Raw genomic sequence first — 24424 nt, 5'->3', positions numbered from 1 at the left:
TCCGTCGTCACTTCGAGACGTTGACGGCGGGGGCGTCCGCGCCGAGCAGCTTGCCGTCAGAGGTCTCGAACTGCTGCTTGAACTCCGCGATGGCGTCGGCGACGGCCGTCAGGGTGTCGTTCGACATCTTCTTGCCCTCACGGATGGAGGTCATGAGACCGGAGTGGTTCTGGCGCAGGTACGCCAGGAGCTCGGCCTCGAAGCGACGGATGTCGGCGACCGGGACGTCGTCCATCTTGCCCGTGGTGCCGGCCCAGACCGAGACGACCTGGTTCTCCGTGGGCATCGGCTGGTACTGAGCCTGCTTGAGCAGCTCGACCATGCGCTGACCACGCTCCAGCTGCGCCTTCGAGGCCGCGTCCAGGTCGGAACCGAAGGCCGCGAAGGCCTCCAGCTCACGGAACTGGGCGAGGTCCACGCGGAGGCGGCCGGCGATCTGCTTCATGGCCGGGTGCTGGGCGGAGCCACCGACTCGGGAGACCGAGATACCGACGTTCAGGGCCGGGCGCTGGCCGGCGTTGAACAGGTCGGACTCCAGGAAGCACTGGCCGTCGGTGATGGAGATGACGTTGGTCGGGATGAACGCGGAGACGTCGTTGGCCTTCGTCTCGACGATCGGCAGACCGGTCATCGAACCGGCACCCAGCTCGTCCGAGAGCTTCGCGCAGCGCTCGAGGAGACGGGAGTGCAGGTAGAAGACGTCACCCGGGTAGGCCTCACGGCCCGGCGGGCGGCGCAGCAGAAGCGACACGGCGCGGTAGGCGTCGGCCTGCTTCGACAGGTCGTCGAAGACGATCAGGACGTGCTTGCCCTGGTACATCCAGTGCTGACCGATGGCGGAACCGGTGTACGGCGCCAGGTACTTGAAGCCGGCCGGGTCGGACGCCGGGGCGGCGACGATCGTCGTGTACTCGAGCGCACCGGCCTCTTCCAGGGCGCCGCGAACGGACGCGATGGTCGAGCCCTTCTGGCCGACGGCGACGTAGATGCAGCGGACCTGCTTGTTCACGTCGCCCGAGCGCCAGTTGTCGCGCTGGTTGATGATCGTGTCGACGCACAGCGCGGTCTTGCCGGTCTGACGGTCACCGATGATCAGCTGACGCTGACCACGGCCGACCGGCGTCATGGCGTCGACGGCCTTGTAGCCGGTCTCCATCGGCTCGTGCACCGACTTACGGGCCATAACGCCCGGGGCCTGCAGCTCGAGGGCGCGGCGGCCCTCGGTCGCGATCTCGCCGAGACCGTCGATCGGGTTGCCGAGCGGGTCGACGACGCGACCCAGGTATCCCTCACCGACACCGACGGAGAGGACCTCGCCGGTGCGCTGCACCGACTGTCCCTCCTCGATACCGCTGAACTCGCCGAGGACGATCGCACCGATCTCGCGCTCTTCGAGGTTCAGCGCGAGACCGAGGGTCCCGTCCTCGAACTTCAGCAGCTCGTTCGCCATGGCCGAGGGAAGACCCTCGACCTTCGCGATACCGTCACCGGCCAGGCTGACCGTGCCGACCTCCTCGCGCGAGGCCGCGTCCGGCTGGTACGACTGGACGAAGTTCTCCAGTGCGTCCCGGATCTCCTCCGGCCGGATCGTGAGCTCCGCCATCTGGGTTCCCTGCTCTCCTTGTTGGGCCCGAAGTTTCTTAAGGGGTCTGGGGGCCGACCCCCAGGAATCTTCTGCAATCTCTGCACGGCCCAACCGGGCCGCTGGTGATGCTGTGTTGCTGTACTGCCTGTGTGCTGCTGTGGTCGCTGCCGTCAGCCGGCCAGTCGACGGGTCGCCTCGCCGAGGCGCTCCGCGATGGAACCGTCGATGACCTCGTCGCCGACGCGCACGGTGATCCCGCCGAGGACCGCGGGGTCCACGTCCAGGTTCAGGTGCATCTCGCGGCCGTACAGCTTCGCCAGTGCGCCACCGAGGCGCTGCTTCTGCCGGTCCGAGAGCGGCACGGCCGAGGTGACGACGGCGACCATCCGGTCCCGGCGCGCCGCGGCGAGCTTGGACAGGGACTCGAGTCCCGCTTCCAGGCTACGTCCCCGGGGCTGGGTCACCAGACGGACGACCAGACGCTCGGTGGTCGCGTGGGCCTTGCCGCCGAGCAGGCTGCGCAGCAGCGTGCCCTTGGCGGTGGCCGTGGCGGCCTTGTCCGTCAGCGCCGAGCGCAGCTCGTTGCTGGAGGACACGATCCGGCCGAACCGGAACAGCTCGTCCTCGACGTCGTCGAGGGCGCCCGCCTTCTGCGCCGCGGTGAGGTCGGCGGTGTTCGCCAGCTCCTCGGCCGCGTCGACCAGGTCACGCGAGCGCGACCAGCGGGAGCGGACCATGCCCGAGACCAGGTCGACGGTCTCGCCGCCCACCTGTCCGCGCAGGAGTCGCTGCGCGAGCTCGGCCTTGGCCTCACCCGACTGGGCGGGGTCGGTCAGGACCCGGCGCAGCGACACCTCGCGGTCGAGCAGCACGGTGACTGCGGCCAGCTCGTCCGCGAGCTTCGTCGCGTCGACCGGCGTGTTGTCGGTCAGCGCGTCGAGGGACTCACGGGCGGCGGACAGTGCCTCGCGGCTCGCTCCGTTCATCGGACAGCCTCGGCCTTCTCCTCGAGCTCGTCGAGGAAGCGGTCGATGGTGCGGCTCTGGCGGGCGGTGTCCTCAAGGGACTCGCCGACCAGCTTGCCGGCCAGGTCGGTGGCGAGCTTGCCCACGTCCTGACGCAGCGACGCGGACGCGGCCTTGCGGTCGGCCTCGATCTGCGTGTGGCCGGCCGCGATGATCTCCTCGCGCTGGCGCTGGCCTTCCGCCTTCATCTCCTGGATGATCGCGGTGCCCTGCTCCGTCGCCTCCTGGCGAAGACGCGCGGCCTCGTGGCGGGCCTCGGCGAGCTGGGCCTTGTACTGCTCCAGCACACTCTGAGCCTCGATCTGGGCCGACTCGGCCTTCTCGATGCCACCCTCGATGGCCTCGCGACGCTCTTCCAGAACCTTGTTGATGTTCGGGAGGAGCTTCTTGGCGAGGAAGCCGAAGACGATGACGAAGGCGATCAGGCCGATGACGAGCTCGTCGAGATGCGGGATCAGAGGAGGCTGGGGCTCCTCCGCCTGCGCAAGAAGAAGCGCGTTCACATCAGTGCCTTCCGTAAAAGAATCGGGCAGTCGGTCCGGCTTACTGGTAGACGAAGCCCATGACGATGCCGATGAGGGCGAGCGCCTCACAGAACGCGAAGCCCATGATCTGGTTGGTGCGGATCAGACCGGCAGCTTCGGGCTGGCGGGCGAGCGCCTGCGTACCGTTACCGAAGATGATGCCGACGCCGACGCCGGGGCCGATCGCGGCGAGGCCGTAACCGATCGAGGCGACGTTGCCGACGACGTTCTCCTTGGCGCCGGCGGCGAGGTTGACCATGTCGAGAGCAGCGGACATGCCGTTACTTCCTTCTCTTTCAATGACCCGGTGGGGGTTGGCCACCGGACGACTGATGGTTTCGGGGGTGGAGCTACGGGGCCGTGACGGCTCAGTGGTGCTCGGAGAGCGCGCCCTGGACGTAGCTGCAGGCCAGGAGGACGAAGACGTACGCCTGGACGGCCTGGATGAAGAGCTCGAAGGCGGTCATCACGAGGACCATCACGAACGAGGCGCCGGCGTAGACGAAGCCGAGGCCGTTCATGAGGTACCAGGTGGCCAGCGAGAACATCACGATCAGCAGGTGACCGGCGAACATGTTCGCGAACAGTCGCACCGCGTGCGTGAAGGGCCGGATGAGGAGGTTCGAGAAGAACTCGAGGACGACGACCATCGGGAGGATGGCACCGAGGGACTTGTCGTAGCCGACGATGTTCTTCCAGCCGCCCACGAAGCCGTGCTTCTTGAAGGTGAGCGAGATCCACATGACGTACACGATCAGCGCGAGACCCGCCGGGAAGGCGATCAGCGAGGTGACCGGGAACTGGGCGAGCGGAATGATCGACCAGAGGTTCATGATCCAGACGAAGAAGAACAGCGACACCATGAAGGGGACGTACTTCTCGCCGTCCTTCTTGCCGATGATCTCGTAGACGATGCCGCGGCGCACGAAGTCGTAACCGGCCTCGCCGACCATCTGCATCTTGCCGGGGATCAGCTTGGGCTTGTTGAAGGCGGCCCAGAAGAACCCGACGACCACGATGGAGCCGAGGACGGCGAGCAGCATCGGCTTGGTGATGTCGATGCCGGCCACCGTGGCGATGGGCTCGTACATGAACGTGTGCAGGCCCGGCGCCGGGAAGCCACATCCACTGAAGATGTGGCAATCCGGGTCGAAGGCAAGCGTCTGGTCAGCACTCACCGCGGGCTCCTTCAGCGTGGCGCATAGGTACGGCAACCTCGTTGTGTCGGCGCGGCGCGCAGCCGCGGGTCGGCACTGGACTGGTCTTACGGATAAGGGGGCGGCGGTTCGGCATCGAGCCTCTCGCTGGGACAGGCGCCGTTTCGGATGCCCGCGTCCGCAGTGCCGCAGTTGGCACCGGACGATAGCAGGAAGCCGAACGCGGCTTTATCCCGGCCCTACCCTTCACGACTTCGGCCCCGAGTTTCCGGGGTCGATGTACGTGATCTTGGCCTTCATGTAGGCCCGGGCCTGTGCGGCGACCCACACCACGGTCGTCGCGAGCAGCGTGAAGGCGAAGGCCTTGAAGTCGAACAGCGTCGTGTTCTTGAGCAAGGCCAGGAAGATGAAGAGCACCAGCAGCTGGGCCGTGTAGAGCATCAGCCCCATGGCCTGGAAGAGGTGCGGAAGCGATTTCGCCGTGCGCTGGAGAACCAGCTGCCCGATCCCCATGAAGAGGAGGACCACCAGGGTGCCGACGACGGCACCGAGCGCACCCTTGCCACCGGCGACCACCCCGCTGATGACCGTGGCGACGGCGCCGACGGCTGCGGTGGGTACGGCGGTGTGCAGAAGGATGCGTGCGTCGTTCGACGGCATGGCGGTGTCTCCGCTTGCTCTTGGAGGGGGCGATGGTGTCGTCATGGACGAGCGTAAGCCCGGTCCGAGGTGGGTCTCGGGGCCAACAGACCGTCGCACTACGGTCTTTCGGCACTGTCGCCGGGTCTCGTGAACCGTATCACAAACTATTTGAATAGGTCTTTACCCATAAGGTGTGCCAACAGTCACACATGAGAGTGACCCTGCGCGTGTGTGCGCGACAGCGAGGCACCTTGTCTGCTATTGACCCCGGATGGGGCTTTCGTCAACCGCGCGCCCCGGCCTTACTCCGGTCGGAGAAGCGCGAGCGGTGACCGATGGCGGTCGCCCCGTTGACCCCGGCGGGCACGGGCTCCCGCTCCTCCTCGGCCGGCTCCCCGGCCCCGGCGGCCACGGCGGCCGGGACGGCGGCCGGCTTGCGGCGCCGGTAGCGGGGCGGGACCACGGACTGGGCCCAGCGGGGAGCGCGCGGCGTGAACCGCGGCAGCAGGAGCAGCACCAGACCGATCGCGCTCAGCGCGACGACCCCGAGGACGATCCACATCGAGGTCGAGTGGACGGAGTAGGCCAGCGTGCCGAAGGCGATGAGCGCCGACCAGAAGTACATGATCAGCACCGCGCGGCTGTGCGAGTGCCCGATCTCCAGGAGCCGGTGGTGCAGGTGCCCGCGGTCGGCCGCGAACGGCGACTGGCCCTTCCACGTACGGCGCACGATCGCGAGCACCAGGTCGGCCATCGGGATCGCGATGATCGTCAGCGGCAGCACGAGCGGGATGAAGACGGGCAGGGCGGCGTGCGTGGCCTGCCGGGTCGAGCCCTCGAAGATCTTCAGCGCGTCCGGGTCGACCTGACCGGTGATGGAGATGGCGGAGGCCGCGAGGATCAGGCCGATCAGCATCGAGCCCGAGTCGCCCATGAAGATCCGCGCCGGGTGCATGTTGTGCGGCAGGAAGCCCAGGCACATGCCCATGAGGATGGCGGCGAACAGGGTCGCGGGGGCGGCCGCCTCGATCGTGTAGCCGTACCAGAGGCGGTACGCGTACAGGAAGAAGGCCGCGGCGGCGATGCAGACCATGCCGGCGGCGAGGCCGTCGAGGCCGTCGACGAAGTTCACGGCGTTGATGGTGAGGACCACCAGGGCGACCGTGAGGAGCGTGCCCTGCCAGGGCGTGAGGGCGACCGTGCCGACTCCGGGGATCGGCAGCCACAGGATCGTCAGACCCTGGGCGACCATCACACCCGCCGAGATCATCTGCGCGCCCAGCTTGATGAGCGCGTCCAGCTCGAACTTGTCGTCGAGGACGCCGATCAGCCAGATCAGCGCGGCGCCCGAGAGCAGCGCGCGCGGCTCGTTGGACTGCTCGAAGACGCTGTTCAGGTTCTGCAGGTGGTCGGCGACGAGGAGTCCCGCGCACAGCCCGAAGAACATGGCGATGCCACCGAGCCGCGGTGTCGGTTCTCGGTGCACGTCGCGGGCGCGGATCTCCGGCATCGCGCCGGTCGCGATGGCGAACTTCCGCACCGGACCGGTGAGCAGATAGGTCACCGCGGCCGTGACACAGAGCGTCAGCAGGTAATCACGCACGGGCTGCCCCACAGGAATCGCTGGCCATCTCAGCCCCACACCCTAGCCGTGCCGTCCATGTGCTTGGAGACACACCGGCCGCCGGAACGGTTGCGCGCGGACTTCCGTCAGGGCCCATACGGGGGAAATCGGGAGGTCAGCTCCCGTACTTCCGCGCGTACCCGGGCCGTTTCCCCGGGGTCGTCCCGCAACGCGACGGTGAACAGTGCGGCAATTCTCGCCATCTCCGGTGAGCCCATGCCCTGGGTGGTGACGGCGGCGGTGCCGAGCCGGATCCCGCGGCTCTCCCCGTACGGCAGCGCACAGGTGTCGAGGACCATCCCGGCGGCGGCGAGCCGGGCGCGGGCCGTGCGGCCGTCGACGCCCAGCGGCGCGGGGTCGGCCGTGATGAGGTGCGTGTCCGTCCCGCCGGTGGTCAGCGCGAAGCCCTCCGCGGCGAGGGCGGCGGCGAGGACGCTCGCGTGTTCGACCACCTGATGGGCGTACGCGGTGAACGCCGGGGTGGACGCCTCGCCGAACGCCACCGCCTTCGCCGCGATCGTGTGCATCTGGGCGCCGCCCTGGGTGAACGGGAACACCGCGCGGTCGATCCGGTCCGCGAGCTCCTCGCCGCACAGGATCATTCCGCCGCGCGGCCCGCGCAGCACCTTGTGCGTGGTGGCGCAGACCACGTCGGCGTACGGGACGGGGCTGGGGGCCGCTCCCCCGGCGACGAGGCCGATGGGATGGGCGGCGTCGGCGATCAGATACGCGCCGACCTCGTCGGCGATCTCCCGGTAGATCGCGTAGTCGAGGTGGCGCGGGTAGGAGATCGAACCGCAGACGATCGCCTTCGGCCGGTGGTGCCGGGCGAGCGCGGCGACCTGCTCGTAGTCGACGAGCCCCGTCTCGGCGTCGACGCCGTACGGCACGAAGTCGAACCACCGCCCGGAGAAATTGGCGGGCGAACCGTGCGTGAGGTGCCCGCCGTGCCCGAGGCCCATGGCCAGAACCGTGTCACCGGGCCTGAGAAGGGCCGCGTACGCCGCCAGGACGGCCGAGGAGCCCGAGTGTGCCTGTACGTTCGCGTGGTCGGCTCCGAAGAGCGCGGTGGCCCGCTCGACGGCGATCCGTTCGACGGCGTCGGCGTACTCGCAGCCGCCGTGGTGACGGGCGCCGGGGTAGCCCTCGGCGTACTTGTTGGCGAGCGGCGAACCGAGCGCGGCGAGCACCGCGGGCGAGGTGAAGTTCTCGGCGGCGATCAGCTGCAGACTGTCGGCCTGCCGCCGCGCCTCACCGAGCAGCACGTCGGCGACCTCGGGGTCCTGCCGGCGCAGGACGTCGAGTTCCTCATCGGGGGGCGCGGTGACCGGCATGGCACCAATGTAGGCGCGCCCCCGCACCCCCGCCTGTCAGAGCCGCGCCCGGGGGTGTGGGCGCCTCTCGCTGACGCGCAGAACCCTCAACGCCGCGCGCTGACCCCCGTCAGGGCCGTGACCACCGGGTCCAGCGCCTGGTTGATCTCGTCGCCGATCGAGCGGAAGAAGGTGATCGGGGCTCCGTACGGGTCGTTCACCTCGTCCGCGTCCACCGACGGGGCCAGGAGCCACCCGCGTAGAGCCGCGGCCGCGCGGACCAGGGCGCGGGCGCGTTCCACCATGCCCTCGTCGCGCGGGTCCGGGAGCGTGGCCGGGTCGATCGCGCGGACCAGGCGGGTGAACTCCTTCAGCGTGAAGGTGCGCAGGCCCGCCGAGTGGCCCATCGAGATGACCTGCGCGCGGTGGTCGCGGGTCGCCGTCAGGACGAGGTCGGCGCGGATGACGTGCTCGTCGAGGAGCTCGCGGCCGACGAAGCCGCTGTAGTCCGCGCCGAAGTCGGCGAGGACCAGCTCCGCGTTGGCCTCCATGGGGGCGCCCTCGTGGCCCCAGGTGCCCGCGCTCTCCACGATCAGGCCGCCGCCGAGGGGGTCGCCGAGGCGGTCGCTCAGGGCATGGCGGGTCAGCCGCTCGGTGATCGGCGAGCGGCAGACGTTGCCGGTGCTGACGTGGAGGATGCGGAAGGTGTCACTGTCTTCGTACCCCGCTATGCCACGCCCCTCAGGGGCGGTCAACTGGCCACCTCGAGGTCGGGTACGACCTTCCGGAGTTCCTCCGGGGACAGCGCGCCCTCGCGCAGCAGCACCGGCACCTTGCCCGTGACGTCCACGATGGACGAGGGGACGAGGCCGGGGATCGGGCCGCCGTCGAGGTAGACGGAGACGGAGTCGCCGAGCATGCCCTGCGCCGCGTCGCAGTCCTCCGGCGCCGGGTGGCCGGTGAGGTTGGCCGAGGTGACGGCCATCGGGCCGACCTCGGTGAGCAGTTCGATGGCGACGGGGTGCAGCGGCATCCGGATGGCGACGGTCCCCCGGCTGTCGCCGAGGTCCCACTGCAGCGACGGCTGGTGCCGGGCGACGAGGGTCAGCGGGCCGGGCCAGAAGGCGTCGACGAGCTCCCAGGCCTGCTCCGAGAAGTCGGTGACGAGCCCGTGGAGGGTGTTCGGGGAGCCGATGAACACGGGCGTGGGCACGTTGCGGCCGCTGCCCTTGGCGGTGAGCAGGTCCCCGACGGCCTCGCTGCTGAAGGCGTCCGCCCCGATCCCGTACACGGTGTCGGTGGGCAGCACGACCAGCTCGCCCCGGCGGACGGCGGACGCGGCCTCGCGCAGACCGGTCACGCGATCGGTCGCCTCGTTGCAGTCGTATCGCCGTGCCATCAGTTCCCGGCCTCCTCGTACGCGTGGTTCGTCATGGCGGTCATGGCATCGCCTTGCGGGCGGTCGCGAAGCGCGGCCGGTTGTTCAGGTCCGGGTGGTCGGCGGCGTCCGCCCAGCCGGCCTCCTCGTTGAAGATCCACGGCACCTGTCCGCCCTGGGTGTCCGCGTGCTCGATGACGACGAGGCCGCCGGGGCGCAGCAGCCGGTGGGCGGTGCGCTCGATGCCGCGGATGGTGTCGAGGCCGTCCTCGCCGGAGAAGAGGGCCATCTCCGGATCGTGGTCGCGGGCCTCGGGCGCCACGTACTCCCACTCGGTGAGCGGGATGTACGGCGGGTTGGAGATGACCAGGTCGACCTGGCCGTCCAGCTCGGGGAGCGCGGTGAGCGCGTCGCCCTGGTGGACGGTGACGCGGGATCCCTCGGCGTTCTTCCGGGTCCACACGAGGGCGTCGTCGGAGAGCTCGACGGCGTGCACGCGCGAGCGCGGCACCTCCTGGGCCATGGCGAGGGCGATGGCCCCGGAGCCGGTGCACAGGTCGACGATGAGCGGTTCGACGACGTCCATGGCGCGTACGGCGTCTATGGCCCACCCGACGACCGACTCGGTCTCCGGGCGGGGCACGAACACGCCGGGCCCCACCTGGAGCTCCAGATAGCGGAAGAACGCACGTCCAGTGATGTGCTGGAGCGGCTCGCGTGCCTCGCGGCGGGCGACGGTCTCCCAGTAGCGGGCGTCGAAGTCCGCGTCCTTGACGTTGTGCAGCTCCCCCCGCTTGACGCCGTGCACGAACGCGGCGAGCTCCTCGGCGTCGAAACGCGGTGAGGGAACGCCGGCGTCGGCCAGCCGCTGGGTGGCCTGGGCCACCTCGGCAAGCAGCAGGTTCACGCTGGTCCTCCGTGGTGCGGGGTGGGGCTTGAGGGGGGCCTTACGCTGCGGCGAGCTTCGCCGCCGAGTCGGCGTCGACGCAGGCCTGGATCATGGTGTCCAGGTCGCCGTCGAGCACCTGGTCCAGGTTGTACGCCTTGAAGCCGACGCGGTGGTCGGAGATCCGGTTCTCCGGGAAGTTGTACGTACGGATCTTCTCGGACCGGTCGACGGTGCGGACCTGGCTGCGGCGCGCGTCCGCGGCCTCGGCCTCGGCCTTCTCCTGGGCGGCGGCGAGGAGCCGGGAGCGCAGGATGCGCATGGCCTGCTCCTTGTTCTGGAGCTGGCTCTTCTCGTTCTGGCAGGAGGCGACGATGCCGGTCGGCAGGTGGGTGATGCGGACCGCGGAGTCGGTGGTGTTGACCGACTGGCCGCCGGGGCCGGACGAGCGGTAGACGTCGATGCGCAGGTCGTTGGCGTGGATCTCGACGTCGACCTCCTCGGCCTCGGGCGTGACGAGCACGCCGGCGGCGGAGGTGTGGATGCGGCCGGCGGACTCGGTGGCGGGCACGCGCTGGACGCGGTGCACCCCGCCCTCGTACTTGAGCCGTGCCCAGACGCCCTGGCCGGGCTCGGTGGCGCCGTTGCCGCCCTTGGTCTTCACGGCGACCTGGACGTCCTTGTAGCCGCCGAGCTCGGACTCGGTGGCGTCGATGATCTCGGTCTTCCAGCCGACGCGCTCGGCGTACCGCAGGTACATCCGGAGGAGGTCGCCGGCGAAGAGGGCGGACTCGTCGCCGCCGGCTCCCGCCTTGATCTCCAGGATGACGTCCTTGTCGTCGCTGGGGTCACGCGGAACGAGGAGCAGGCGGAGCTTGTCGGTGAGCTCCTCGCGCTGCTTCTCCAGCTCCTTGACCTCGGCCGCGAAGTCGGGGTCGTCGTGCATCAGCTCGCGGGCCGTCTCGATGTCGTCACCGGTCTGCTTCCAGGAGCGGTAGGTGGCGACGATCGGGGTCAGCTCGGCGTAGCGCTTGTTGAGCTTGCGCGCGTTCGCCTGATCGGCGTGGACCGAAGGGTCCGCGAGCTTCGTCTCGAGGTCGGCGTGCTCGCCGACCAGGTCCTCGACCGCCTCGAACATCGGGGGCTCCTGGGGTTTTCGTCAGTTGCTACGGGGACGGCAAAGCGCCGGTCCCGGCCACCCGCGCGGGGCGGCCGAGGACCGGCGCAGGGGCTCGCTACTTGGCGGAGCCGGCCTTGCCGAAGCGGGCCTCGAAGCGGGCCACGCGGCCGCCGGTGTCGAGGATCTTCTGCTTGCCCGTGTAGAACGGGTGGCACTCGGAGCAGACCTCGGCACGGATGGTGCCCTCGGTGAGGGTGCTACGGGTGGTGAACGACGCACCGCAGGTGCAGCTGACCTGGGTCTCGACGTACTCGGGGTGAATCTCGCGCTTCAAGGTGTCTCCTAGTTTCGGGAGGGCTCCGGGTCGCCGCCGCGGTGTTGCGGACAGCGTGAACCGGGGCCGACGTACCAGTCTGCCAGGACCGGCCGCATCTCCCAAAACGGGGGTGGGGCCGGAGGTATTCCCGGGCTACTTCACGACGCCGCCGGCCTGCCCGGTGGCGGTGTCCTTCGTGGCCGACGCCGGGATCGGCAGGTCGCCCTTGAGCGCCTTCCAGACCTGCTTCGACTGGGCTTCGAGGGGGACGACGCGGTTGGGGTCCCGGGGGTCGTACTCGACGGGCAGGGTGACCATGTGCACGTTCTGCGCGCCGATGCCGGAGAGGCCCTTGGCGAAGCCCATCAGCTCCTGGACCGAGTCGAGCTCCGAGTCGGGCCTGATGGCCTTGGTGGCGGCGTCGGCGAGACCGTACAGCTTGGCCGGGTTGGAGAAGACGCCGACGTCCTTGACCTGCTCGATGAAGGCCTTCATGAAGGCCTGCTGGAGCTGGATGCGGCCGAGGTCGCTGCCGTCGCCGACGCTCTTGCGGGTGCGGACGAGGCCGAGGGACTGCTCGCCGTCGAGGGTGTGCGTGCCCGGGGTGAGGTCGAGGTGGCTCTTGGAGTCCTCGATGGCCCGCGTCGTGGTGATCTCGACGCCGCCCAGCTCGTCGATGAGCTTCTTGAAGCCCGTGAAGTCGACCTCGATGTAGTGGTCCATGCGGATGCCGGACATCGACTCGACGGTCTTGACGGCGCAGGCGGGGCCGCCGACCTCGTACGCGGTGTTGAACATGGCCCGGTGTTCGCCGGGGACGGCCGTGCCCTTCTCGTCGGTGCAGGCGGGCCGGTCTATGAGGGTGTCGCGGGGTATGGAGACCACGCTCGCCTTTTTGTGGCCCTCGTAGACGTGGACGACCATCGCGGTGTCGGAGCGGGCGCCGCCCTCGTCCTTGCCGTAGGCGCCGTTGTCGCCGGAGCGTGAGTCGGAGCCGAGGACGAGGATGTCGAGGGAGCCGTTGTCGACGTCGACGGGGCGCTCGGTGCCGAGCTGGGCGTTGATGTCGACGCCCTTGAGGTTGCCGTCGAGCTTGAAGTAGACGTAGCCGAGTCCGGCGCCGCCGAGGACGAGGACCGCGGCGGCCCCCGCTATCAGGATCGGCGCCTTGCGCCGTTTGGCGCGCTGCTTGCGGCGTCGGCCGCTGCCCGCGCCGCGTGCGCGGCCGCTCGTGCTCTGCTCGGTCATCGTCTTCCCTCGCCCGTCGGATTCACCTTCTGTGACGGCGAACCACCCGAAAGGGTTGCATACGACCCTGTGAGGTTTGGGTGAACTCTGCCCGGAAACGGCACTGCGCCCACCGTGCGGACACGGTGGGCGCAGTGGTTCACGCAGGTCACGACGGGGTCACGGGACCTGGGCCCCGCTGTCGTCGTGTGACGCAGCTCTCGCGTCAGTCGTTGTTGCCGGCTCCAGGAGTGGTCTTCTGGATCTGGAGCAGGAACTCGCCGTTCGACTTCGTCTGCTTCATCTTGTCGAGCAGCAGCTCGATCGCCTGCTGCTGGTCGAGCGCGTGCAGCACGCGACGCAGCTTCCAGGTGACGGCGAGCTCGTCGCTGCCGAGGAGGATCTCCTCCTTGCGCGTGCCCGAGGCGTCGACGTCGACGGCCGGGAAGATGCGCTTGTCGGCGAGCTTCCGGTCGAGCTTGAGCTCCATGTTGCCGGTGCCCTTGAACTCCTCGAAGATCACCTCGTCCATCCGCGAGCCGGTGTCGACCAGCGCGGTGGCCAGGATGGTCAGCGAGCCGCCGTCCTCGATGTTGCGCGCGGCACCGAAGAAGCGCTTCGGCGGGTAGAGCGCGGTCGAGTCGACACCACCGGACAGGATGCGGCCGGAGGCGGGCGCCGCGAGGTTGTACGCGCGGCCCAGGCGGGTGATCGAGTCGAGCAGGACGACCACGTCGTGACCCAGCTCCACGAGGCGCTTGGCGCGCTCGATGGCCAGCTCGGCGACGGTGGTGTGGTCCTCGGCCGGACGGTCGAAGGTCGAGGAGATGACCTCGCCCTTGACCGACCGCTGCATGTCGGTGACCTCTTCCGGACGCTCGTCGACCAGGACGACCATCAGGTGGCACTCGGGGTTGTTGTGCGTGATCGCGTTGGCGATCGCCTGCATGATCATGGTCTTGCCGGTCTTCGGCGGGGCCACGATCAGACCGCGCTGGCCCTTTCCGATCGGCGACACGAGGTCGATGATGCGGGTGGTCAGCACGCCCGGGTCCGTCTCCAGACGGAGGCGGTCCTGCGGGTACAGCGGGGTCAGCTTGTTGAACTCCGGGCGGCCGCGGCCGGAGTCGGCGGCCATGCCGTTCGCGGAGTCCAGGCGGACCAGCGCGTTGAACTTCTCGCGGCGCTCGCCCTCCTTCGGCTGACGCACGGCGCCGGTGACGTGGTCGCCCTTGCGCAGGCCGTTCTTGCGGACCTGGGCCAGGGAGACGTACACGTCGTTCGGGCCGGGCAGGTAGCCGGAGGTCCGGATGAACGCGTAGTTGTCGAGGATGTCGAGGATGCCCGCGACGGGGATCAGGACGTCGTCGTCGGCGACCTGCGGCTCGCCGGCCTGGAAGTCGTCACGGCCCCGACGGCCGCGGCGGTCGCGGTAGCGCCCGCGACGGCCGCGACGGCCGCCCGCCTCGTCGTCGTAGTCGTCCTGCGGGCCGGCCTGCTGGCCACCCTGCTGGCCGCCCTGCTGGCCCTGGCCGCCCTGGCCCTGGCCACCCTGACGCTGGCGCTGGCCGCCCTGGCCGGCGCCCTGCTGGTCGTCGCCCTTGCGGTCACGCTGGCGGTCGCGGCGGTCACGGCGCTCGCCGCGCTCCCCGCGCTCGCCGCGGTCACGGCGGCCACGGCCCTCGGCGCCGTCGACGGCGGCCTCGGCCTTGGCGTCGGCCTGCGGCTCGCCCTTGACCTCGCGGGTCTCGGTGCGGGCCTCGGTCTTGACGGCCTGGGCGGCCTCCGCCTTGGCCTCGCCCTCCGGCGAACCGGCGGGGGCGGTGGCGCGACGGCGGCGGCGCTCGCCGGCCGGGGCGTCGTCGGCGGCCGGCTGGCCCGGGATGTCGATCTGCTGCTGGGCGACGGCCTTCTCGGCCTTCTCCGCCTTGGGCGCGGCGGCCTCGGCGGTCTCGCCCGTGCGGGCCTTGGAGGTGGCGCGGCGCTTCGGCTTGGCGTCGGCGGTGTCGGCGGCCTTGGCGGGGGCGGCGGAGCCTCCGGCCTGCGCCTCCTTGATGACCTCGATCAGCTGGCTCTTGCGCATCCGCGCGGTGCCCCTGATGCCGAGGCCGGACGCGACCTGCTGCAGCTCGGCCAGGACCATGCCCTCGAGGCCGGTGCCGGAGCGGCGGCGCCGTGCGGTGCCGGTGGCACCTGCGGCGGGCGCGGCGTTGTCGACACTGTTGTCGGCAGTCACGCCCATCAGATCGGTGGTGTCGCTCACGAAGGGTCCTTCCCTGGAGCGGACGTCGGCCATCTGGCTCGGCGACCGGTTGTGCTGTCCGGCAGGGTCCTGGTTCGTGGACCGTGTCCGGGGCGGTGGTCCCGCCGGGTACGGCGGAGGGAGAAAACGTGCTGTGGGTCCGGCCCGAGCGCCCCCTGCTCGGCCCTCACTGCTGAAGAGCGAGGGGTGTCGTGCCGGTTCCGGAGCGTGCTCGAAACTGCTCAGGCAGGCTGCTCAGGCAGTTGGGGAGGCTCCCGGAAGAATGGGTGGTCCCTGATGGGGACACTCCGCACCGCTCCACAAAGAGGTCAGGTGCAGACTTGAGGTTAACACTACCGGCTCCAACAAACATTCCCCCTCTCCCTCACCGGCAATCTCCTGTCCGAGGCGCTGCCCGGCGCCCCGGCCGCCACGCGCCTAGGGCGCCAGCGGCAGGACGCTCGCTCCGGACGCGTCGAGGTCGAGCCGGTTCGCGGCCCATCCCTCGCCCGCGAGGCGGGCGACCTTGTCGGCCGTCCCGTGTTCGGCCAGCGCGAGGACCGTGGGGCCCGCGCCGGAGATGACCGCGGGGACGCCGTCCGCGCGCAGTCGGTTCACCAGGGCGATGCTCTCCGGCATCGCGGGAGCGCGGTACTCCTGGTGCAGCCGGTCCTCGGTGGCCGACAGCAGCAGCTCGGGGCGGCGGGTCAGGGCCTCGACGAGGAGGGCGGCGCGCCCGGCGTTGGCGGCGGCGTCCACGTGCGGGACGGTGCGCGGCAGGAGTCCGCGGGCGGTCTCGGTCAGCACGGGCTTCCCGGGGACGAAAACCACCGGAACGATGGAATCCGAGGGATCCATCCTGATCGCCCGCGCGGCGCCGGACTCGGTCCAGGCGAGCGTGAATCCGCCGAGCAGACAGGCGGCGACGTTGTCGGGGTGGCCCTCGATCTCGGTGGCCAGCTCCAGCAGGGCGGCCTCGTCGAGCCGGGCGTCCCCGCCTATGGTCACGGCGCGGGCGGCGACGATGCCGGCGCAGATGGCGGCGGAGGAGGAGCCGAGGCCGCGGCCGTGCGGGATGCGGTTGGCGCAGACGACCTCCAGGCCGCGCGGCTGTCCGCCGAGCAGGTCGAAGGCCGTGCGCAGGGAGCGTACGAGCAGGTGGCTCTCGTCGCGCGGAAGCGTCTCGGCGCCCTCGCCGGCGATGTCGACGTGCAGCCCGGAGTCGGCGACCCTGACGACGACGTCGTCATAGAGCCCCAGCGACAGGCCGAAGGCGTCGAAGCCCGGGCCGAGGTTGGCGCTGGTGGCGGGGACGCGCACCCGTACGGCGGCGGCGCGGAACGCTGGACCGGCCATCGCTCGTTGACTCTCCTTGATCGCGAAAACGGTGTTTCAGACAACGGGTATTCAAGAGAAGTACTCGGGGAACCCGGGGGCCGTTTCGGCCACGGGGGCGACAACGGCAACGACACGGCGCATATGCGTCGGGGCGGGTTCGGTACAGCCTATCGAAGGAAGGTTCTGTGGCGACATAGGGCGCACAGGAGGCGCACGATGCGTGTCGCGCGCCAACCTGTGCGCCTATGTACGTTCCTGATCGGGTTTCGATCAGTGCCGCTCCCCCGCCCGGGGGGTGTGGATCAGGCCAGACCGAGGCGCTCGGCGGCGGTCGCGGCGTCGACCGGGACGGTCACCGGCTGCGGCGCGCCGGCGACGGCCCAGTCGGGGTCCTTGAGGCCGTTTCCGGTCACGGTGCAGACGATCCGCTGACCGGGGTCGACCTTGCCCTGCGCGGCGGCCTTCAGCAGACCGGCGACCGACGCGGCCGAGGCGGGCTCGACGAAGACGCCCTCCTGCGCGGCCAACAGGCGGTACGCCTGCAGGATCTCACGGTCCGTCACCTCGTCGATGAAGCCGCCCGACTCGTCGCGCGCGGCGATCGCGTAGTCCCACGAGGCCGGGTTGCCGATGCGGATCGCGGTCGCGATCGTCGACGGGTCCTTGACGACCTCGCCGCGCACGAGCGGGGCGGAGCCGGAGGCCTGGAAGCCCCACATGCGCGGGCGGTGCGTGGCGAGCCCGTCGGCGGCGTACTCGCGGTACCCCTTCCAGTACGCCGTGATGTTGCCGGCGTTGCCCACGGGCAGCACATGGATGTCGGGGGCGTCGCCCAGCATGTCCACGATCTCGAACGCGGCGGTCTTCTGCCCCTCGATGCGGACCGGGTTGACCGAATTGACCAGCGCCACCGGGTAGTTCTCGGAGAGGCTCCGGGCCAGCGTCAGGCAGTCGTCGAAGTTGCCGTCGACCTGGAGGATCTTCGCGCCGTGCACGAGGGCCTGGCCCATCTTGCCGAGCGCGATCTTGCCCTGCGGCACGAGGACGGCGGAGACCATCCCGGCGCGCACGGCGTAGGCGGCGGCGGACGCCGAGGTGTTGCCGGTGGACGCGCAGATGACGGCCTGCGCGCCCTCCTCCTTGGCCCTGGTGATGGCCATGGTCATGCCCCGGTCCTTGAAGGAGCCGGTGGGGTTGGCGCCCTCGACCTTGAGGTGCACCTCGCAGCCCGTGCGCTCGGAGAGGACCTGAGCGGGGACGAGCGGCGTGCCGCCCTCACGGAGCGTGACGACCGGCGTCGTGTCCGTGACCGGAAGGCGGTCCCGGTACTCCTCGATGATGCCGCGCCACTGGTGGGTGCCCTTGTGGGTCATGGGTCCTTACTCCCCTTCAACACGCATGATGCTGGCGACACCGCGCACGGTGTCGAGCTTGCGCAGCGCCTCGACGGTCCCGGAGAGGGCGGCGTCGGGCGCGCGGTGGGTGACGACGACGAGGGAGGCCTCGCCGTCCTTGCCCTTCTGGCGCACCGTATCGATGGATACGCCGTGCTCGGCGAAGACCGTCGCGACCTGGGCGAGGACGCCCGGCTTGTCGGCCACGTCGAGACTGATGTGGTACCGCGTGACGACCTCGCCCATGGAGCTCACGGGCAGCTGGGTGTACGCGGACTCGCCGGGGCCCGTCGCCTCGTTGAGACGGTTGCGGCAGACGGCGACGATGTCGCCGAGTACGGCGGAGGCGGTCGGCGAGCCGCCCGCCCCGGGGCCGTAGAACATGAGCTGCCCGGCGGCGTCCGCCTCCACGAAGACGGCGTTGTACGCCTCGCGGACGGAGGCCAGCGGGTGGCTGAGCGGGATCATCGCGGGGTGCACGCGCGCGGTGACGGACCCGCCGTCGGCCGCCCGCTCGCAGATCGCGAGCAGCTTGATGGTGCAGCCCATCTGCTTGGCGGAGGCGAAGTCCGCGGCGGTGACCTCGGTCATGCCCTCGCGGTAGACGTCGTCGAGACGCACGCGCGTGTGGAAGGCGATGCCGGCGAGAATGGCGGCCTTGGCGGCGGCGTCGAAGCCCTCGACGTCGGCGGTCGGGTCGGCCTCGGCGTAACCGAGCGCGGTGGCCTCGTCGAGCGCCTCGGAGTATCCGGCGCCCGAGGTGTCCATCTTGTCGAGGATGAAGTTCGTCGTGCCGTTGACGATGCCCATCACCCGGTTGATCTTGTCGCCGGCGAGGGACTCGCGCAGCGGCCGGATGAGCGGGATGGCGCCGGCGACGGCGGCCTCGTAGTACAGGTCCTGCCCGTGCTGCTGGGCGGCGGCGTAGAGGCTCGCACCGTCCTGGGCGAGCAGCGCCTTGTTCGCCGAGACGACGGAGGCGCCGTGCTCGAAGGCGGTGGTGATGAGGGTGCGGGCCGGCTCGATGCCGCCGATGACCTCGACGACGACGTCGATGTCCCCGCGTTTCACGAGGGCCGTCGCGTCGGTGGTGATCAGCTCGGCGGGGACGCCCCCGCGGACCTTGTCGGGCCGGCGGACGGCCACGCCGGCGAGCTCGACCGGCGCGCCGATGCGCGCGGCGAGGTCGTCGGCGTGCGTCGTCATGATGCGCGCCACCTCTGAGCCGACCACTCCACAGCCCAGCAGCGCCACTTTCAGCGGACGCGTACGCATCATCCGACCTCGTTTCTCGTACTGCTTCGTATCTCTACGGTTTCGTATCTCTACGGAGAACCAGTCTCACTCACCGGACGAGGGATTCCGCCCTACGTCCGGATCCTGAGACATCGATTTCATCACCCGGCTATTTCACCACGCGACTATTTCATCAGCCCACGTCGAGACGCAGGAGATCTTCCTCCGTCTCCCGTCGCACGATGACCCGCGCCTCGCCGTCGCGCACGGCGACGACGGGCGGCCGGAGGGCGTGGTTGTAGTTGCTGGCCATGGACCGGCAGTACGCGCCGGTGGCCGGCACGGCGATCAGGTCGCCGGGCGCCAGGTCCGAGGGGAGGAAGGCGTCCCGTACGACGATGTCGCCGCTCTCGCAGTGCTTGCCGACGACGCGGGAGAGCATCGGCTCGGCGTCGCTGGTCCGCGAGACGAGGCTGACGCTGTACTCGGCGTCGTACAGGGCCGTGCGGATGTTGTCCGACATGCCGCCGTCGACGCTCACGTACGTCCGCAGCCCTTCGAGGGGCTTGACGGTGCCGACCCGGTAGAGGGTGAAGGCGGTCGGGCCCACGATGGCCCGGCCCGGCTCCACGGAGATCCGCGGCGTCCGCAGCCCCGCGGCCTCGCACTCCCGGGTGACGATCTCGCTCAGCGCCTTGGCGATCTCGTGCGGCTCACGGGGATCGTCCTCCGAGGTGTACGCGATCCCCAGCCCGCCGCCGAGGTCGATCTCGGGCAGCTCGACCCCGTGCTCGTCGCGCACCTCGGCGAGCAACTGCACGACACGCCGGGCGGAAACCTCGAAACCGGCCATGTCGAAGATCTGCGAGCCGATGTGCGAATGAATGCCGATGAGCTCGAGACCGTCGAGCTTGAGGGCCCGCCGCACGGCCTCGGCGGCCTGCCCGCCCGCGAGGGCGATGCCGAACTTCTGGTCCTCGTGCGCGGTGGCGATGAACTCGTGCGTGTGCGCCTCCACACCCACGGTCACCCGGATCTGCACGCGCTGCCGCTTGCCCAGGGCCTGGGCGATGTGGGCGACCCGCACGATCTCCTGGAAGGAGTCGAGCACGATCCGCCCGACGCCGGCCTCGACGGCCGTGCGGATCTCCTCCTCGCTCTTGTTGTTCCCGTGGAAGGCGATCCGCTCGGCGGGCATCCCGGCGGAGAGAGCGGTGGTCAGCTCACCGCCGGAACACACGTCGAGGTTCAGCCCCTCCTCCTTGAGCCACCGCACGATGGCGCGGGAGAGGAACGCCTTCCCGGCGTAGAACACGTCGGCGTCCCTGCCGAAGGCCTCGGCCCAGGCGCGGCAGCGGGCGCGGAAGTCGGTCTCGTCCAGGAAGTAGGCGGGCGTGCCGAACTCCTCGGCGAGGGCGTCGACGCCGATGCCGCCGACGGTCACGACCCCGCGCGCGTCGCGCGTGACGGTCCGGGCCCACACCTTCGGGTCGAGGGCGTTGAGGTCGGCGGGCGGAGCGGAGTAGTGCCCCTCGGGAAGGACGTCGGCGTGGCGGGGCCCGGCGGGGTGGGCGGAACGGCTCATGGTCTGCGTCTTTCAGATCTGGTCGGGTGCGCTGATGCCGAGCAGGGAGAGGCCACCGGCGAGCACCGTCCCGGCGGCTTCGGCGAGCGCGAGCCGGGATCGGTGGGCGGCCGAGGGTTTCTCGTCGCCGAGCGGCAGAACGGTGTGCTGGAACGCGAGCAGCGCGTCGGCGGTGGCTTCGAGGTGCCGGGCGACCCGATCGGGGGCGCGGTGGCGGGCGGCGGAGAGGAGGACGACGGGGTGGTCGCCGAGGACGCCGAGAAGGTCGGGGGCGTGGAGGTCGGTCTCGTACGAGGGCGTGATCCCGAGCTGCGTCCCGTTGACGAGCAGCCGCCGGACACGGGCGTGGGCGTACCGGACACGGAAGAGGGAATTGCGCTCGTGCTGGACGAGGAGGGGCGGCCCGTCGAGGGCCCGGTCCTGCGGAGCGGCCCGCAGCAGCGACCACCGGGCGGCATCGACACCGAGCACCTCAGGCTCGTACGCCCCACCCCGCACATGGATCCGCTCGTCCCCGCCGAAGCGCGCGTCGGCCCCCTGGCTCCGCAGCAACCGGAGGACGACATCCGTGACGACCTCGGCCCTCGACTCTGTCACCTCGGCGAACCGGAGGACGCTCCCGGAGAGCGCCGAACCGTGTCCATAGGCGGCTCCGGCGGTGCGGATCGCCCGTACGAGATCGCCGCCGGCGTCACGGCGGAGGGTGAAGTTCAGGAACCCGGGCCCCGTGATGTCGACGGCGAGGATCCCGGGCGCTCCCTTGAGCCGCTCCTTCAGGACCCCGGCGACGTCGAGGGCGCTGCGCCCGGCGGACCGGGCGAGGCCCAGGGCGACGCTGCTGGCGTAGTCCCCGGTACCACCGGGGCGGGCCCGCTCGACCTTCACGCGGGAAGGGACGTCGACCCGCAGCGCACCGTCGTCGACCGCACGGCGCACGGCGTGCTGCACGGTGAGGGAGAGGTCCGCGGGGGTCACGGGACAAGCCTAGGGGAGGAGGGGGGTCGAAACGCGAACCGGTTTCGCCATGCGGGCACCGAGGACGGATGCACCCCGCACGAGGAACGACGAGCGACCCGAGGAACGGCGACCCCCGAAAGCCGAAAGGGCACGGGCGAGCGCGTCAGACGAGGGACGGGGGGACTGGGCACATCACCCGAGGGACCGGGGCCGGCGCATCACCCACGGAACCGGGACCGGTGGGTCACCCGAGAAACCGGGACAGCACATCACCCACTAAACCGGGGCCGGCGCGTCATCCGAGGGGTCGGGACCGGTGAGCACTCCCGGCCGGTCGGGGGCCCGACTCCGGCAGGGGCTCGACAGACTCGACAGAGTCAGGCTCCTCTCCCCCGTCGGCCCCCTCGGCCCCGCCGGCCCCGCCCTGCCCGGCCCCCTCGGGCCGCTCCCGCCGCTCGCGGTGCATCAACTGCCGCACGACGCGCACCAGCTCCGAGGGCTCGAAGGGTTTGGCGAGGAAGGCGTCGACGCCACCGACCTCGTGCTCGCCGCAGGCACTGATGATCGCCACGGGCAGATGACTGGTCCGGGGGTCGGCGCGCAGCCGCTCGGCGGTCTTGATCCCGTCCAAGCGGGGCATGACGACGTCCAGGGTGACGACATCAGGACAGACCTGATGTACGACATCCAGACACTCGGCACCATCGGCCGCGGTCACGACCTCGAACCCCTCGAGTTCGAGATTGACCCTGATCAACTGCCGGATCACCTTGTTGTCATCGACAACGAGCACCCGACCGGACACGCCTGACACACGAACGAGAGTAGGCGGCCCCGAACGGCTGCGTCCGGGTTTTACCCACTTCTGACCCGTGCGGGGGACCCGACCCCTGGTGACGCCCCGGAAATACCTGTTCACAGGCACGCCCACAGAGCTGGTAGGGTTCTACCCGTCGCCAAGAACACGGCGAACGCCCCCGTAGCTCAGGGGATAGAGCAACGGCCTCCGGAGCCGTGTGCGCAGGTTCGAATCCTGCCGGGGGCACTTCGCAGGAAGTGCCACACAGACCCCGTGATCAGCGGAAACGCTGAGGACGGGGTCTTGTTGTATGCGCAGGCGTGTGCCGCGCTGAGCGGCCGTATGTCGGGGCCCGTGGACTATTCGTGGACAGATCCTCAGGGCATCGGCGCAGGTGGAAGCCCGGAAACGACGAAGGCCCCGGACGGGTCCCAGGGCCTCACGATGGAGCGACGCGGTCCGACTAGTCGGCGGTCACTCCCCAGTAACCGATCAGGTCCGGCCGGCCGTCGCGGTAGAGCACCGTGCAGTTCCCCTGGGCACGGTCGGGGAACTCCAACCGCCCTGTGTCGAGAGCCTCGTCCCAGTCCTCGTAGGTGGGTCGGCCGTCCGGGGACCAGGCACGCACTTCGCTGTCGGTCAGCGGCCGCATGAACGGACCGTCGCTCCGATCCGTGGCATCGATCATGTCGGGGAAGTCCAGCACGGTGCACGTACCGCCGGTGAAGATGTACTCGTGCCAGTCCGGATCGCGCCACAGCTCCTCGACGGACCGCCCTCCGAAGCCGTGGTCGTCCTCCGCCAGGCTCGCTTCCTGGGCCTGCCGGAATGCAGCCGCCAGATCAGGCTGATACGGGACCGTCTGCGTCCACGCGTTACCGCCCATCGCTGTCCCCTCCCCATTCGAACCGTCCGAACGGAAGCGCAGCGTAGGCGATCACACTGACAGTCCCCCTCGCTCGATGATCGGGGAGCTTCGCAAGCCGTCTCCTCCGCGACGAGAAGGTCATGTCCTCAGCCAGGCTCGCCGGTGACGCGCGACGGCGTACACGGCCTCCACCTGTTCGGACGTGAGTTTGCCGGCGAGGGGGCCGAGAGCGGCGACCTCTCGTTCCTGATAGACGCGGACCGTGTACTGGGTGGCCGTCCGCTGGAGGCGCTCAACACCGACGAACACAAGGACCGGCTCCACGGGCACGTCGAAACCGCAGTAGCGCCCCAGCACTACTCGTACGTAGTCGGCCTCAGCCTTGCTCGCGGCTGCATAGGGGTGCGGCTTCCCGCCGTTGACCTTGGCCATCGTGTCGCCGACCCAGACCGAAGCGCCCCGATGCGTCTTGGTGTTGATGCTGAACACGCCGCCGGGACCGATCAACAAGTGATCGATGTCGCCGCCGTTGCTCTTCTCGATGCCGTGGAGGACCCGCCAGCCGAGAGGAGCGAGGCGTGCCAGCTCTCGGCCTACCCGTTGCTCCCCGTCAAGCCCGGTGTACCAGGTATCCCAATCGGAAGCCTGTCTCAGCACCTTGGCCTTGAGGCGTTGAGCGGTTGAAGGGCCCCTCTCGGCGATCAGACCGAGGAGTCGAGCGCCGGGGCGGTTCCTCGCCAGGTCCTCACTGGGTGCCAGTGGCGGGAGGGATGCGGACCGTGGAGCGCGCCGCTCAGGCGCCGGAGAGGGCTCTGGAGCGCGAGGCGCAAGGGCCGAGGGGGCTGCGCCGGCCGACGAGGAGCCGACCGTGACGCCATCGCCAAGGTGTCTCCGCAGTAAGGCAAGCGCTTCATCCTGGTACTTCTGAACCTTGATCGTCACGACCTTGGTCGCTCGATCCGCCCATGCGACAGCTGCCCCGTTCGGCAGGTTCACGTACAGCCGGTCCTTGCCGTGCCGCTTCCACGGATTCACCGTCAGATCGCTCACAGATCGCCCCCCAGGCATGCCGTCCCCACACACATGCCAGCACTTGGCGGCCATGCCGACAAGACCGCCGGGATCGGAGCAAGCTGTTACAGATTTCTCTACCTCGTCAAGGGCACCCGCCGCGCGCCTACGGCTTGGGTTGATGGGCAGCTCAACAA

23 protein-coding genes and 1 tRNA gene are annotated in these 24424 nt (G+C 70.0%); 1 reads left to right on the top strand and 23 read right to left on the bottom strand.

Annotated features, from left to right (window positions below; translation table 11 throughout):
• Positions 1-7: 7 nt before the first annotated feature.
• The 21 genes from atpA to ABTY59_RS25745 all read right to left on the bottom strand — a co-directional run bounded on the left by atpA (position 8) and on the right by ABTY59_RS25745 (position 22363).
• Positions 8-1603, bottom strand: a complete 1596-nt coding sequence (gene atpA / locus ABTY59_RS25845; RefSeq protein WP_352021425.1) for a F0F1 ATP synthase subunit alpha — start codon at positions 1601-1603, stop codon at positions 8-10.
• Between the two features lie 152 nt (positions 1604-1755).
• On the bottom strand, positions 1756-2571 hold the full coding sequence (locus ABTY59_RS25840) for a F0F1 ATP synthase subunit delta (RefSeq protein WP_352021424.1): 816 nt from the start codon (positions 2569-2571) through the stop codon (positions 1756-1758).
• Positions 2568-3113 (bottom strand): F0F1 ATP synthase subunit B, encoded by a 546-nt coding sequence (locus ABTY59_RS25835; protein ID WP_352021423.1) that lies wholly within the window; start codon positions 3111-3113, stop codon positions 2568-2570. The genes ABTY59_RS25840 and ABTY59_RS25835 overlap by 4 nt, the downstream gene beginning before the upstream one ends.
• A 40-nt stretch (positions 3114-3153) precedes the next feature.
• Positions 3154-3411, bottom strand: a complete 258-nt coding sequence (gene atpE, locus ABTY59_RS25830; RefSeq protein ID WP_093874070.1) for an ATP synthase F0 subunit C — start codon at positions 3409-3411, stop codon at positions 3154-3156.
• A 91-nt stretch (positions 3412-3502) separates the two neighbouring features.
• A complete protein-coding gene (gene atpB, locus ABTY59_RS25825) occupies positions 3503-4312 on the bottom strand; it encodes a F0F1 ATP synthase subunit A (RefSeq protein ID WP_352021422.1) in 810 nt (269 codons plus the stop codon).
• 225 nt (positions 4313-4537) lie between these two features.
• On the bottom strand, positions 4538-4951 hold the full coding sequence (locus tag ABTY59_RS25820; protein WP_352021421.1) for a Cg1360 family ATP-synthase-associated protein: 414 nt from the start codon (positions 4949-4951) through the stop codon (positions 4538-4540).
• 265 nt (positions 4952-5216) lie between these two features.
• Positions 5217-6536, bottom strand: coding sequence for an MraY family glycosyltransferase (locus ABTY59_RS25815; RefSeq protein ID WP_352021420.1), 1320 nt, complete (start codon positions 6534-6536; stop codon positions 5217-5219).
• 107 nt (positions 6537-6643) lie between these two features.
• Positions 6644-7891 carry a serine hydroxymethyltransferase gene (glyA, locus tag ABTY59_RS25810; protein ID WP_352021419.1) on the bottom strand — a complete coding sequence of 416 codons (1248 nt, stop codon included), beginning with the start codon at positions 7889-7891 and terminating at the stop codon, positions 6644-6646.
• A gap of 86 nt (positions 7892-7977) precedes the next feature.
• Positions 7978-8625, bottom strand: coding sequence for an arsenate reductase/protein-tyrosine-phosphatase family protein (locus ABTY59_RS25805; RefSeq protein ID WP_352021418.1), 648 nt, complete (start codon positions 8623-8625; stop codon positions 7978-7980).
• On the bottom strand, positions 8622-9269 hold the full coding sequence (locus tag ABTY59_RS25800) for an L-threonylcarbamoyladenylate synthase (protein WP_352021417.1): 648 nt from the start codon (positions 9267-9269) through the stop codon (positions 8622-8624). Before ABTY59_RS25800 ends, ABTY59_RS25805 begins: the two co-directional genes overlap by 4 nt.
• A gap of 40 nt (positions 9270-9309) precedes the next feature.
• The gene (gene prmC / locus ABTY59_RS25795) at positions 9310-10155 is read right to left on the bottom strand and encodes a peptide chain release factor N(5)-glutamine methyltransferase (RefSeq protein ID WP_352021416.1); all 846 of its coding nucleotides are present in this window, start codon (positions 10153-10155) and stop codon (positions 9310-9312) included.
• Positions 10156-10195: 40 nt separating this feature from the next.
• Positions 10196-11272 carry a peptide chain release factor 1 gene (gene prfA / locus ABTY59_RS25790; protein ID WP_352021415.1) on the bottom strand — a complete coding sequence of 359 codons (1077 nt, stop codon included), beginning with the start codon at positions 11270-11272 and terminating at the stop codon, positions 10196-10198.
• 97 nt (positions 11273-11369) lie between these two features.
• Entirely contained in the window at positions 11370-11588 is a 219-nt protein-coding gene (gene rpmE / locus ABTY59_RS25785; protein WP_030321069.1) for a 50S ribosomal protein L31, read from the bottom strand.
• Between the two features lie 135 nt (positions 11589-11723).
• Positions 11724-12818, bottom strand: coding sequence for an LCP family protein (locus tag ABTY59_RS25780; protein WP_352021414.1), 1095 nt, complete (start codon positions 12816-12818; stop codon positions 11724-11726).
• A 205-nt stretch (positions 12819-13023) separates the two neighbouring features.
• Positions 13024-15060, bottom strand: coding sequence for a transcription termination factor Rho (rho, locus tag ABTY59_RS25775; protein WP_352021413.1), 2037 nt, complete (start codon positions 15058-15060; stop codon positions 13024-13026).
• Positions 15061-15477: 417 nt separating this feature from the next.
• Positions 15478-16395, bottom strand: coding sequence for a homoserine kinase (gene thrB, locus ABTY59_RS25770; RefSeq protein ID WP_352021412.1), 918 nt, complete (start codon positions 16393-16395; stop codon positions 15478-15480).
• A 284-nt stretch (positions 16396-16679) separates the two neighbouring features.
• Entirely contained in the window at positions 16680-17750 is a 1071-nt protein-coding gene (gene thrC / locus ABTY59_RS25765) for a threonine synthase (RefSeq protein ID WP_352021411.1), read from the bottom strand.
• Positions 17751-17756: 6 nt separating this feature from the next.
• The gene (locus ABTY59_RS25760; RefSeq protein WP_352021410.1) at positions 17757-19049 is read right to left on the bottom strand and encodes a homoserine dehydrogenase; all 1293 of its coding nucleotides are present in this window, start codon (positions 19047-19049) and stop codon (positions 17757-17759) included.
• A 151-nt stretch (positions 19050-19200) separates the two neighbouring features.
• Entirely contained in the window at positions 19201-20592 is a 1392-nt protein-coding gene (gene lysA / locus ABTY59_RS25755) for a diaminopimelate decarboxylase (protein WP_352021409.1), read from the bottom strand.
• A 12-nt stretch (positions 20593-20604) separates the two neighbouring features.
• Complete coding sequence (gene nrtL, locus ABTY59_RS25750) at positions 20605-21567, bottom strand: ArgS-related anticodon-binding protein NrtL (protein WP_352021408.1); 963 nt, start codon at positions 21565-21567, stop codon at positions 20605-20607.
• 277 nt (positions 21568-21844) lie between these two features.
• Positions 21845-22363 carry a response regulator gene (locus ABTY59_RS25745; RefSeq protein WP_352021407.1) on the bottom strand — a complete coding sequence of 173 codons (519 nt, stop codon included), beginning with the start codon at positions 22361-22363 and terminating at the stop codon, positions 21845-21847.
• 159 nt (positions 22364-22522) lie between these two features.
• Between ABTY59_RS25745 and ABTY59_RS25740 the strand changes: the two genes are divergently transcribed.
• Positions 22523-22594: transfer RNA gene (locus ABTY59_RS25740), tRNA-Arg, on the top strand.
• Positions 22595-22811: 217 nt separating this feature from the next.
• Here the strand turns inward: ABTY59_RS25740 and ABTY59_RS25735 are convergent.
• Complete coding sequence (locus ABTY59_RS25735; RefSeq protein ID WP_352021406.1) at positions 22812-23234, bottom strand: hypothetical protein; 423 nt, start codon at positions 23232-23234, stop codon at positions 22812-22814.
• 120 nt (positions 23235-23354) lie between these two features.
• Positions 23355-24266, bottom strand: a complete 912-nt coding sequence (locus ABTY59_RS25730; RefSeq protein WP_352021405.1) for a nuclease-related domain-containing protein — start codon at positions 24264-24266, stop codon at positions 23355-23357.
• Positions 24267-24424: the final 158 nt, after the last annotated feature.

Source organism: Streptomyces sp. NPDC096079, assembly GCF_040303145.1.
Classification (GTDB): Bacteria; Actinomycetota; Actinomycetes; order Streptomycetales; family Streptomycetaceae; genus Streptomyces.
Note: the sequence above shows the minus strand (reverse complement) of the source record. Positions and strands in the feature narration are given on the sequence as shown.